11 protein-coding genes are annotated in these 12736 nt (G+C 39.4%); 2 read left to right on the top strand and 9 right to left on the bottom strand.

What is annotated here, in order from left to right; genetic code table 11:
- Positions 1-28: 28 nt before the first annotated feature.
- The 8 genes from HMPREF3106_RS01445 to HMPREF3106_RS01410 all read right to left on the bottom strand — a co-directional run bounded on the left by HMPREF3106_RS01445 (position 29) and on the right by HMPREF3106_RS01410 (position 8452).
- On the bottom strand, positions 29-736 hold the full coding sequence (locus HMPREF3106_RS01445) for a CPBP family intramembrane glutamic endopeptidase (protein WP_070443931.1): 708 nt from the start codon (positions 734-736) through the stop codon (positions 29-31).
- Between the two features lie 109 nt (positions 737-845).
- A complete protein-coding gene (locus HMPREF3106_RS01440; RefSeq protein ID WP_070443928.1) occupies positions 846-2375 on the bottom strand; it encodes a degradosome RNA helicase CshA in 1530 nt (509 codons plus the stop codon).
- A gap of 590 nt (positions 2376-2965) precedes the next feature.
- Entirely contained in the window at positions 2966-4351 is a 1386-nt protein-coding gene (gene murF / locus HMPREF3106_RS01435; RefSeq protein WP_070443924.1) for a UDP-N-acetylmuramoyl-tripeptide--D-alanyl-D-alanine ligase, read from the bottom strand.
- A gap of 11 nt (positions 4352-4362) precedes the next feature.
- Positions 4363-5436, bottom strand: coding sequence for a D-alanine--D-alanine ligase (locus HMPREF3106_RS01430; protein ID WP_070443921.1), 1074 nt, complete (start codon positions 5434-5436; stop codon positions 4363-4365).
- Positions 5437-5606: 170 nt separating this feature from the next.
- Positions 5607-6374, bottom strand: coding sequence for a hypothetical protein (locus HMPREF3106_RS01425; protein WP_049555895.1), 768 nt, complete (start codon positions 6372-6374; stop codon positions 5607-5609).
- Positions 6375-6583: 209 nt separating this feature from the next.
- Positions 6584-6889, bottom strand: a complete 306-nt coding sequence (locus tag HMPREF3106_RS01420; RefSeq protein ID WP_049555896.1) for a hypothetical protein — start codon at positions 6887-6889, stop codon at positions 6584-6586.
- Positions 6890-6968: 79 nt separating this feature from the next.
- Positions 6969-7859 carry a zinc metalloprotease HtpX gene (htpX, locus tag HMPREF3106_RS01415; RefSeq protein ID WP_005607040.1) on the bottom strand — a complete coding sequence of 297 codons (891 nt, stop codon included), beginning with the start codon at positions 7857-7859 and terminating at the stop codon, positions 6969-6971.
- 32 nt (positions 7860-7891) lie between these two features.
- Positions 7892-8452 (bottom strand): LemA family protein, encoded by a 561-nt coding sequence (locus HMPREF3106_RS01410; RefSeq protein ID WP_049555897.1) that lies wholly within the window; start codon positions 8450-8452, stop codon positions 7892-7894.
- Positions 8453-8595: 143 nt separating this feature from the next.
- Between HMPREF3106_RS01410 and HMPREF3106_RS01405 the strand changes: the two genes are divergently transcribed.
- Positions 8596-9309, top strand: a complete 714-nt coding sequence (locus tag HMPREF3106_RS01405) for an SMI1/KNR4 family protein (RefSeq protein ID WP_049555898.1) — start codon at positions 8596-8598, stop codon at positions 9307-9309.
- Between the two features lie 35 nt (positions 9310-9344).
- Here HMPREF3106_RS01405 and HMPREF3106_RS01400 read toward each other — a convergent pair whose 3' ends face one another.
- The gene (locus tag HMPREF3106_RS01400) at positions 9345-9749 is read right to left on the bottom strand and encodes a cytidine deaminase (RefSeq protein WP_039849142.1); all 405 of its coding nucleotides are present in this window, start codon (positions 9747-9749) and stop codon (positions 9345-9347) included.
- A 149-nt stretch (positions 9750-9898) separates the two neighbouring features.
- Between HMPREF3106_RS01400 and HMPREF3106_RS01395 the strand changes: the two genes are divergently transcribed.
- Positions 9899-12424 carry an ABC transporter ATP-binding protein/permease gene (locus HMPREF3106_RS01395; RefSeq protein WP_070443918.1) on the top strand — a complete coding sequence of 842 codons (2526 nt, stop codon included), beginning with the start codon at positions 9899-9901 and terminating at the stop codon, positions 12422-12424.
- Positions 12425-12736 lie beyond the last annotated feature (312 nt).

The following is a 12736-nucleotide window of genomic DNA, read 5'->3' as shown; positions in this document are numbered from 1 at the left end:
CCTTTAACAGAAGTCACTGACTAATTTTCTAAAAGAAGCGTTTCGGTATTTCGATGAACAAGATTACAAGAAGTCCATTTAGAAGGCTATGTAATAGGATTGCGTCAAACAAACTTCTTCTTCGTTCATACATAAGAAAAAGAACAATAGAGCCAATAAGATAAGCTATAAACTGTATCCAATTATGAATATATGGCATATGAATAACTGTAAATAAAATTGAAACGATAGACATTCTAACAAAAGCATTCACTTTTTCTCGGAGCAAATTATTCAGAAAACCTCTAAAAAGAAATTCTTCAATCAAAGGTGCAATACAAACGAGTTCTAGTGCCTCTAAAGCAAAAACAAATTTGTCTGCCGTTATTGTTTGAGTTGCCTTAAAGAAAAAATCAACTAGTTTTGTTCGATTTGTCCCATACGCCATTGAACTCCACAAACTATAAATCAAATAATCTGAAAATCTAAGAGCAATATACGTTAAAAAAACAAAAATTAAATCCTTCAGTTGAATTTTTCTTTTTACTTTTGGCTTAAACAATTTTGTGTGTACTTTGTACATACAAAATACCAAAATGCCAACGCAAATAATCGTCACAATTAACTCCCACATATCCGCTTGACGACCTAATTTCATTGAATTCAGTTCGAACACAAATCCAATTCCCCCGTATATGACAATATACGCTACAAAAAAGAATAGAACCCAAAGCGGTTTTTTCAATCGAGCACCCATTTACTTCTACCTCACATGTTTTTTCATTATATTACCGTTTTATAGCAGATACTGTCAATATGAGATTCTAAAAAAACAGACTAGCGTTTTACTAGTCTGCTCTCATTGATTATTTCTGACGGATGGTAAATCCTTTGTCAGATTTCTTTTTGTTGTTACGGCGGCGAGAATCTTTCCCTTTATATCCGCGTGTATATTCGTCTTCTAAGCCACGGCCACGACGGTCTTCTTTACGCTTGAAGCTTCCTTTTCCGTTACGTCCGCGGTTGTCTTTACGGTCGCTACGGTTGTAGTTCCCGCGGCTGTTACCACGTTTGCGGCTTGGCAATGGACGTTCTGGCGTGATTTTAACTGGAATTTCAGTTGGATCTTTAATCATGCTCTTGAGTAATAGAGCTGCCAATTCTTCTGGTTCGTACTCATCTAATAAGTAAGATACCGCTTCTTTGAAACGTCTTGGTTCCACAGTTTTCATCATTTCGTCGATGGACTCGATGGCTGTTTTTGTTTGTCCTTCCAAGGCTTCTGTTTGCGTTGGTGGACGAAGGCTTGTCATACGTTTACGTGTTAATTCTTCAATCACACGTAAGTAATCCATTTCGTTTGGTGTCACGAATGTTACAGACATTCCTTCTTGACCAGCACGACCTGTACGTCCAATACGGTGTACATAGCTTTCTGGATCTTGTGGGATATCGTAGTTGTAGACGTGTGTAACGCCTGAGATATCTAGTCCACGAGCTGCCACGTCTGTAGCGACTAAGATGTCTAAATGGTTGTTCTTGAAGTCACGAAGAACGCTCATACGTTTTTGTTGGCTTAAGTCACCGTGGATTCCTTCTGCACGGTAGCCACGCATTTCAAGTCCGCGTGCTAATTCGTCTACACGACGTTTTGTACGTCCAAATACGATGGTTAATTCCGGCGTTTGAACGTCTAATAAACGTGTCATAATGTCGAATTTCTCGTAATCTTTACATTTTACGAAATATTGATCGATTAATGTCGCTGTCATCTCATTTGATTTGATACGAACATGTTCTGGATCTTTCATAAATTGAACACCAATACGTTTAATATCATCTGGCATTGTCGCAGAGAATAAAAGCGTTTGGCGGTTTTCTGGAACTTGTTTGATAATCGATTCGATATCTTCCAAGAATCCCATGTTTAACATTTCATCCGCTTCGTCTAAGACAAGTGTTTCCACTGTCGCAAGCTTTAATGTACGGCGTGAAATATGGTCTAACAGACGACCTGGAGTTCCCACAACGATTTGTGGATTTTCTTTTAATTGGCGGATTTGACGGTTAATGTCCGCTCCACCGTAAACAGCTTGTACACGAATTTTTTTGTCGCGTCCGAGACGGAACAATTCTTCTTGTGTTTGAATCGCAAGTTCACGAGTTGGTGCGATGACAAGTCCTTGTACGCCTTTTTTACTTGGGTCGATTTTTTGAAGCATTGGCAAACCAAATGCAGCTGTTTTACCAGTCCCAGTTTGCGCTTGTCCAATTACATCTAAGCCTTCTAGCGCTTTTGGAATGGTTTGTGCTTGAATGGGAGTTGCTTCTTCAAACCCCATTTTTTCGATAGATTCTAGTAAGGCAGAATCCAATCCTAATTCATTAAATTTCATATTTTCCTCCTTGGATACTTCGGTGAGAAGCACACGAGGGATTTCCCTTCATAACAAAAGTCTGGAGCTTTTCGTAAGAGCACCAGACTTCTACAATCGTTTAAATTTCAAACTATCTATTATAAATGTGTGTACATTTCTCAACTCAGCGAATAGTATAGCACGCATCCAACGAGAATGCAAAGAATACAGACCGCCGACTCCTGCTTTTTATTCTTTGAAAATGCTTAAGGAATAAGAATTTACGGGCTCCAAATCCTTGCGGATTTTTCAATAATAGCTGTAATGGGGCAACGGTTCGAGTCTTTCGTCTCTCACCTTTAAAGCCTCAAAGCTGGAGGTTGAAATCAATTTCTAACTCCAGCTAATTCGCATTTAATGCGATTCCCCATTACTGCTACTATTGAATCCGCTAGATTTTCCGCCCGTATTCACAGCGCATTGACAACCTATAAAAAGCGGGAGGATGCGGGAGGGTTTGCTGCTCGTGGTGCGGTTGAGAAATGGGACACTTTATAATAGATAGTTCTCAGGGAGGGGACGAAAAAAACGAGGGACGGTGGTGCGTCTCTCGCTTTACTTTACATTTATTATTCTGCTTTTAGGGCATCGACCACTGCTAGTAAGCCTGTGCCGTTGCTTGATTTGATAAGGACTTGGTCGCCTTCTTTGAGTTCAGCCTTCAAGTCAGCAATCAAGGCTTCTTTGTCCATGTAATGGTGAAGGGCTGCTGAATCGAACTGACCTTTCAACGCATCATAGAGTGCTTCCATTTCTTCGCCGTACAAGTACACAAGAGCAACTTCGTTTGGAGAAATGACTTCTGAGATGCTGGCGTGCAATTCTTTTGAATGTTCACCGAGCTCGCGGATGTCTCCAAGAACGAGAACGCGACGTCCTGTTGCGTCCACTGAAACGAATGATTTGATGACGGATTTCATCGCGATTGGGCTGGCGTTGTAAGCATCATTCAAGATGGCTACTCCGTTTTGGCCTTTCACCCATTGTGTACGGTTCTTCGTCAATTCGAAGTTCGCTAAGGCTGACACGATATCTGAAAGTGGAACGTCTAATGTGCGTGCAATTTCAATCGCTAAAAGCGCGTTTGAAACGTTGTACGCTCCAAGGACTGGTAAAGTTACCGCCACTGTTTCAGTTGGTGTCACTAATTCAAACGCGGTGTGGTCTGAATACAGTTCGATGTTACGTGCTGAGAGTTCCTTGCTTCCTTCGCCGACTGTAACGATGTTGAAGTTTGCTGGTTTTTCAGCTTGTGCAATGCCTGCTGTAATTAAGTCTTCATGTGCTGGATAAATAAAAGTTCCGTTTTCCTGTAGTCCAGAAAGGATTTCAAGTTTGGCTTTAGCAATGCCTTCCTTACTTCCCAATTGTTCCATATGCGATTCACCGATGAGCGTAATCGCAACGACTTCTGGACGTGCTAATTTTGATAGAAACTCGATTTCGTGGAATTCACTCATTCCCATCTCTAAGACAAGTGCTTCGGTTGATTCCGGCATATCTAAAATCGTTTGCGGTAAGCCGATATCGTTATTGAAGTTTCCTTGTGTTTTATAGACACGGTAGCGTGAGCTAAGAGCGGCTGCTGTCATATCTTTTGTCGTTGTCTTCCCAGAACTTCCTGTAATTCCAACGACACGAGGAGATACTTTTTCTAAGTACCATTTCGCTAATTTTTGAAACGCTTCAAGTGGATCATCTACCCAGATTGCGTAAATGCCTTCTGGTGGTGTAAGATCTTTTCTTCCCCATAACACTGCTGTTGCGCCTGCTTGAATCGCTTGTTCTATATAATCATGTCCGTCCGTTTGACCTTGAAGTGGCACGAAAAGACTGTTTGGTCCTAATTTTCGTGTATCAAAGGCTACTGACTCAATCGTTTCGAATCGATGTGCCGATTGATAATCAATCGCGCCAACTGCTTTCGTAATTTCGGCAACTGTTCCAATACTCATCGTTCTTCTCCTTACTCTGCGTGACGATCGTTATAGCGTTTAAGGGCTAAACGAATCAATTCTTCCACTAAATCTTTATAAGAAATCCCCATTGCTTCCCATAATTTCGGATACATACTAAATTGTGTGAATCCAGGCATTGTGTTCACTTCATTAATGAAAACTTCTTGTGTTTCAGTAAGGAAGAAATCACAACGGGTTAATCCACTACCATCAATCGCACGGAAAGCTGTTTCGGCATACTCACGAATTTTTGCGGAAACTTCCTCAGGAATTGCTGCTGGAATTTGAAGTGTTGTTGTATTGTTGATGTATTTTTCGTTGTAATCGTAGAATCCTGCTTGTTTGACAACTTCTCCAACAACTGAAGTATTCACTTCATCGTTTCCAAGAACCGCCACTTCAACTTCGCGGGCATCGATTCCTTGTTCTACAACAATTCGACGGTCGTATTTGAGAGCTTCCTCAATCGCAGTGGTTAATTCTTCACGATTTGTTGCTTTTGAAATCCCTACACTTGAGCCCATATTAGCAGGCTTCACAAACACTGGGTAACGCAGTGTCCCTTCAATACGATTGTAAATCGCTTCAGGAGATTTTTTGAAATCTGCCTTTACAAAAGGAACAAATGGCACTTGTGGAATTCCTGCTTGTTGGAATAGGTGCTTACTAGCAATTTTATCCATTCCATTGGCACTTGCTAAAACGCCACATCCTACATAAGGTAGATCTAGAATTTCAAAGAGGCCTTGAATGGTCCCGTCTTCTCCGTTTGGTCCATGTAAAATTGGAAAAACGACTGTATCCGGTCCTGCAATATCACTTGGTTGAATGCGAACTCCTGTAGATACTTCCCCTTCAACTGTTGCAAAACGAGCTTCCAGCCCTTCTGTTAAACGAAGCGCTTGATCAAAAGCAACCGGAGCTTTTAATGCTTCCCCTTTTAACCAAGTTCCTTCTTTTGTAATATACACGGGTTGTACATCGTAATATTCAAAATAAATCTCTTTAATAATTGATCCTGCCGTTAAGATTGAAATATCATGCTCGGCACTTTTTCCGCCATAAATGACAACAACTTTCATATGAATCCTCCAAACTATTCGCTTCCAGCGAACGACCAATCTATGTGGTCCATGTCTGTTATTTTAGATAATAACCTTGCACGTTACAGTATAACAAAACGGCGGAAGCCTTACAAGTTCAGACAAAACCAACAAAAAACACCTTCCAAAGATTCTCTTTGAAAAGTGTTTTAAATGGCATCCGTCATTGGTAATTTTGCCGAAATTTTCCAATTTTGATACGTTTCGTTATATGTTAATTGTCCAATGCGTACATTTTGCGTCACTGCTTTATTCGCGTAATGGTAACGATCTTCCGTCAAGAAAATCGGTATTTCATAAACATCCTCTTGCTTATTCACTTGATCAAATGCCAAACTGATTCCTTCGCGGTAAAGAGGCATCATTTCTTTTAAAGCTTCAATCGAAATCGCTTCTGCTTCTTTTTCAGAACCAAAGAAGAAAAACTTCGGTGATTGATTTAAAATATCCGTCATCTCAATTTGTACTTGTCTTGATAAGAGCGGTAAAAACTGTTCGATTTTTCGATAATACACTTTAGAATATTCATTATCCAAACATAGGTAAATAAAATTATTTTGTAATTTATAGAAAAATGGTGAGTGTAAATGTGTTTTCGCATGAGAGATATAGAGTAAATCAGCAATCTCTTGCGGCGTGAGTTGATGAACGAATTCAATAGAGTCAAAATCAACCCAGTTTGATGGAGTTTCTTTCCCTTCTGCTACACCTTGAAGATATTCCAACACATTTTTGCGTCCTTTAATCCACATAAATCCAGTATAAGCATCATGAGTGGCAAGACTAGATTTCCCATTCAAAAGGAGGATATTTTGAGGAATTTCAGACTGTGGTAAGGCAGACAAATGGAACGCGATCGATTTAGCCAACACATGGTTCGATACGCTATCATAATGGATATACAATTGTTTTGCCACAGACTCCCACCTCCTAAGTTTTATAATCTCCATTATAAATGATTTTCAAACTATAAAACATATAAATTAGATTACATTTTACAATTGAACCGTTTTCTTTTGTAACAATTTAGCAATATTCTAAAGTAAAATTTCCACCCTCTATACACAAAAGGAGTTGGAGCGATTTCTTCAACTCTCTTTCTTACCTTCTTTTGGAGTGTCCATTCTTAGCATTTGACTTTCTGAGTGATTCTTTTCACCGCAATGTCTATTCTTTCAATCACTTCCCAATAATCTGTTGGAAAGTTCTTTAATTCAACAATATCCACAGGATCAAAATGATACACTAAATGACGAATCACTTGGTGATGAAGAAATACCAGGTCTTTAAAATCCTCTAACGAAATAGATTCCAACCCTTCAATATACCTACATAATTCCTTATAAGATTCTTCGTGAAAGAGGCTTTCTTCATGTAGATAATAAAAGAACGTCCCCTCTTCCAGTAGTACATTTTTTCTAATGAATGACATCAACCTAACCTCTTTCCTTATCGCTAAAAAGTTCCACTTTCTGAAAACAAAAAGACTGAGGAAGCCCCCAGTCTAATTTCTACATTTTTTCTAAACGTTTAATACGGTTTTCCGTTGAAGGGTGGGTTGCAAAAAGAGAATCTCCACTTTCTCCAAACGGATTCGAAATGTATAATGTTGCACTTTGTTTATTCGCTTCCGTCATTGGTGGCGCTTCAGAAATCTTTCTTAGGGCAGAAATAAGCCCATAAGGATTTCTTGTAAATTCGACTGCTGTTGCATCCGCTAAATATTCACGGTTTCTGGATAATGCGAGTTGTAAAATCGTCGACATAAAAGGTCCAAGAATCATTGCGACTAGACCAATTACCATAAAAATTGCATTGGCTCCGTCTTCATCATCATTATCACTACTTCTTCTTCCGCCACCCCAGAACATCATTCGACTACCGAATTGAACCAGTAATGCGATGACTGCTCCAAGCGCAATAGCGATGGTTTGTAAACGAACATCATAGTTGCGAATATGCCCAAATTCATGAGCAATAACGCCTTCCAATTCCTCACGATTTAATCGTTCAAGTAACCCTGTTGTCACTGCTACTGCAGCGGTTTGAGGCGAACTTCCTGTTGCAAAAGCATTCGGAGATTCATCTTGAATAATAAACACTCGGGGCATTGGAACTTGAGCAACCATCGACATATCTGTCACAATATTCCATAACATTGGCGCTTGATTCTTATCCGTGATTTCTCGGGCATGATTTAACTGCATCACTACATTTGTCGCATTCGAAATCATCATCAATGAATAAATTCCACCAATCACTACAGCAAGGATTACTCCAGCTGTTGCATTATTTAATGTAAAATACCCAATACCGATTCCTACCGCGATGAAGAGCACCATATATAAAGCAATCACAACAATTGTTCTTCTTTTATTAGAAGCAATTTGCTGATGTAACATATCAGTACTCCTTCCTTCAGATTAACTATTGATTAGAATTTAACTTCAGGAACTTTACGAGCTTCTACTGGAGTTTCTAACAATTCTTCTTTTGTAAATCCACCAAATCCAGCAACAATGTTTGTTGGAATAGATTCAACAGTAATATTGTATTTCGCAACACTTGAATTGTACAATTGGCGAGAATAAGAAATTTTGTTTTCTGTATTTGTCAATTCTTCTTGTAAGTTTAAGAAATTAGTGTTGGCTTTTAAATCTGGATAGCTTTCAGCCAAAGCAAAAACAGTTTTTAAAGCACCTGATAATTGGTTAGATGCATCCATTTTTTCTTGTGGTGAAACGTCATTTCCCATCCCAGCGATTTGGTTTCTCATCGCAATTACTTGAGATAATGTTTCTTGTTCGTGTTTTGCATATCCTTTAACCGTTTCAACAAGGTTTGGAATTAAGTCATTACGACGTTGCAATTGAACATCGATTTGTGCCCATGCTTCCTTCACCCAGTTTTTTTGTTGTACAAGGCTGTTGTAAGCAAAAACGCCCCAAATAACTAGCACAACGACAATTCCTAATATAGTATATAGTACTGACATATTGTCACGCTCCTTTAATTTAAGTACCCCTATTATACCATATTTTCAAAAATACGTGTAAAATAGAAGATAAGTATATTATATCAGATTATAAGGCTGTGTACATCCTTCTCTAGTCAAAATGAACAGCCTGAAGGAGATTTATGATTCAAAACCACTTTTTATCCCCCATCCAACAGGATATCCCTGAAGAGTATCCTTTGCCTATTCCTAAAGCGTATATCGATTTTATTCTCAAAAATGGAGCAGGATACTTCAAAAAAACTAAAATTTATACAAGCGATCCTACTCGATTTGGGATTGATTATGCTTTGTGTAATGGAATTTGCGGCTTTACTTCGGGTGATTTGTTCCCTAGTATTCTTTGCGAAGAATGGCAAAGTAAGCAGACTTCTCTACCTGAGTATTTGATTGTCTTCTTCCAAGATGGCCCTGTATATTATTGCTTTGATGTCCAAAAAGGACCCCATTCAGAACCAAGTATTCGTTTAGTGGATACGGAAATGGATCAATGGCTCACCTTAGCGGAGAACTTTTCCTCTTTTCTAGACCAATTACAGGAAACTACCGAAGAGATTTCTTATGATTCAAAAGATTGGATCTCTATTCATACTTTAAACCAACACATGGGACAAGAAAACTTCCCCTATCAAGAAGAGCTACTAGAAATTCTGCAAGATACCTCTCCCCAGCTATTTCTACGTTGGGTTGCATACCTCTTGGAACATTCTAAAAATGAAGATGAGCGAAATATTGCTCTGGAGAGATTTCAGTTTGTTCAATCGTATCTCTCCTTACAATTTTCTTCGTATCCAGAGTATCAAATCTGTTGCCAATACAGCCAACCAGAATCATAAAAAGGCTTTAGAACAATGTTCTAAAGCCTTTTTGATTACATATTCAATGTTGTGAATGAGTAAGGAACTAACTCCTCTAATTTTAATTCAAGGATATCTCCTTTTCCATTCAATAGAAATACTGGAGTTTCTGGTCCACAGAATTCAACCATGACTTGACGGCAAATATTACAAGGAGGTAAGAAGCCTTCTGTCTTTCCTGCAACTGCAATGGCTGCAATATCTCCTTGGCGGTAGCCTTGCGAAGCTCCATAAAAAATAGCACTACGTTCGGCACAGTTTGTCACACCAAACGATACATTCTCCACATTCGCTCCTGTAATCACACGACCATCCTTGTATAAAACAGCCGCACCTACAGGAAATTTTGAATAAGGACAGTAGGCATTTTTTAATACTTCTTTTGCTTGCTCCATAAGAGCTACTTTATCAATTGTCATTCGTTGAACTCCTTTTTTTATGTTGTATTCCTATTATACAGATTTTAATAATAGTTTCAATACTCAAAAATTTAAATTTCCGACCAGAGTCCTAGGTTATGCCCCTTCATCTGTGGTACACTTAACCCAACTATGAAAGGAGCTAAATGATGCTACAGTTACAACATATTTCAAAAGTTTATCATACAGCTAATCAAGAGTTTCACGCGTTGAAGGATATCTCGATTCGCTTTCGTGAAAATGAGTTTATCTCCATTCTCGGGCAATCGGGTTCTGGGAAAACCACCCTATTAAATATCATCGGTGGACTCGACCAATACACGTCTGGTGATTTACTCATCCAAGGAAAATCAACAAAGCAATTTAAAGACCGCGATTGGGATAGTTACAGAAACCACACGATCGGATTTGTTTTCCAATCGTATAATCTCATCGGCCACCAAACGGCACTCTCTAACGTCGAGATTGCGATGACGCTCTCTGGTGTTTCAAAAGCTGAACGCAAAAAACGTGCCATCGAAGCGCTCGAACGAGTTGGCCTAAAAGACCATTTATATAAGAAACCAAGTCAGATGTCTGAGGGACAAATGCAACGAATCGCGATTGCGCGTGCCCTTGTGAATAATCCAAAAGTCGTTTTAGCTGACGAACCTACAGGAGCGCTCGATTCCGAGACTTCAGTTCAAATCATGGAGTTATTAAAAGACATCGCCAAGGAACGTCTGGTTATCATGGTGACGCATAACCCAGAACTTGCAAAGACCTACTCCACACGTATCGTACAAGTATTAGATGGAAACATCTTGAGCGATTCGAATCCATACGAACCAACAGAAGAGAAAACACAAGGCGACATTCAGTTCACGAAGACGAAAATGAACTTTATGACGGCTCTTGCTCTTTCGTTTAATAACTTATTGACGAAGAAAGGCCGTACCTTCCTGACTGCCTTTGCTGGTTCCATCGGGATTATCGGGATTGCCCTTATCCTAGCGCTCTCGAATGGGGTGAGCGACTACGTGAAGAAGGTGCAAGAAGATACCCTCGTCTCTCTTCCGCTGACGATTAGCGAGCAGAACCAAAGTAATCTGCTAGCGACCTCTCCGGACTTAAGCGAAAAGCCTTATAAAGACAATAATGAGCTTGGCGTTAATACTGTCCTTACAAAATTATTAAAAAAACAAATTGGTAAAAATGATTTAGCTTCTTTTAAAAAATATTTGGAAGAGAATGCTTCTCAAGTCGAAGCTCTTACAAAAGATGTTCGTTATCAATACAATTTACAACCTTACATTTATGAAAGCGATACTTCCAACGGCCCAAAAAGTATCCTTCCTTCCACTCTTGCAGATGAAGTCGAAACTTCTAACCAAACAATGAAAGGCTACTTGCATAATATTGACTATTGGAGTGAACTTTCGAGTGATACGAACATGTTAGAAAGTCAGTACGATGTTTTGGAAGGACGTTTGCCAACAGATAAATCAGAAATCGTTCTGATTGCCGATGAGAATAACGAAATTAGTGATTTGTTACTCTATAGTTTACGTATCAAAGATCCTAGCGAATTAAACGATGCAAAAAAACTAGATGAATTAGGTTCTCAAACATATCAATATAGTGATTTCATCGGAAAAACATTCAAAGCCGTTGTCAACACGAGCCGATTCGTTAAGGAGAACAACCAATGGATTAATAAAATTGACGACAAATCGTATATGAAGACACAAATCGAGAATGGCCTTGAGCTTAAAATCGTCGGTGTTCTTCGTCAAAAAGAAGGCACAAGATCTAGTGTGAACTCTCCTTCTGGTGGTGTGGCCTATACAAGCGCCCTTATCGATTACACTTCTGAGCAAATTCAAAATAGTGACATCGTGAAGGAGCAAGAAGCCAATCCAACCATCAACGTATTTACTGGAAAAGAATTTGCCAAAGATCCAAAACCATTCAATTCGGCTGATTTAACCGAAGAAGAAAAAATTCAATTGGCAAAAATGACGCCTGAACAACAAGCGCAATACGTCCAACAATACAACGACAACTTGGCTGCCACTTACGAAGAAAACTTGGCAAAATTGGGGGTTATCGACAAATCCAAACCGGCTGCCATCGAGTTCTACACCTCTTCGTTCCAACAAAAACAAGAGTTGAAGGACTTCATCAACGCCTATAACACGGCCAAAAAAGATGCCGGCGAAGACGATAAAGTGCTCGCCTACTCCGACGATATTCAAACCATCATGTCATCCATTACAACAATGGTGGGCGTGATTACAACCGTACTTGTTGGTTTCGTAGCTATCTCGCTTATCGTATCATCGATTATGATTGCGATTATCACGTACATCTCGGTTCTTGAACGTACAAAAGAAATCGGAATCCTACGTGCAATGGGGGCTTCCAAGAAAGATATCCGTCGCATTTTTACCGCAGAAACTGCTATCGAAGGATTTATTTCCGGAGTACTCGGTATCGCGATTACGCTCCTTGCGACTTTCCCTATTAATGCGATTGTTGCTCAAACAACCAAGGTCGATGGCGTTGCACAATTACCATGGGATGCCGCTCTTATCCTAATTCTCATTTCTATCGTTCTTACAGTCTTAGCTGGTCTCATCCCTTCACGCATTGCAGCGAAGAAAGACCCAGTCGAATCGCTCCGCAGCGAATAGCCATTAAAATTTAAAAAGGTGGATAAAGGCCCAGCCCTTTACCCACCTTTTTTATTGCCTACATTTCCAAAATTAACATATATGTTAATTAACAAATATGTTAATTTTAGAAAGCTGTATTCAGCACCCCTAGCCATAAAAAGTGAAAGACAACTCGACTTTTCACAACCAATTGATTTGGCTCTAGGAAGCACGGATTCTATTACCTAAAACTAAAAAACAAAAATCCTCTGGACTCTATAGTGGGAACAGTAAAGAGATGCAAGCAATGTGAATTACCGAGGGTTCGTGATTCATCACTTACCCTCGGTT

The sequence above is a fragment of the Granulicatella sp. HMSC31F03 genome (genome assembly GCF_001807725.1).
GTDB classification, from domain to species: domain Bacteria; phylum Bacillota; class Bacilli; order Lactobacillales; family Aerococcaceae; genus Granulicatella; species Granulicatella adiacens.
Note: the sequence above shows the minus strand (reverse complement) of the source record. Positions and strands in the feature narration are given on the sequence as shown.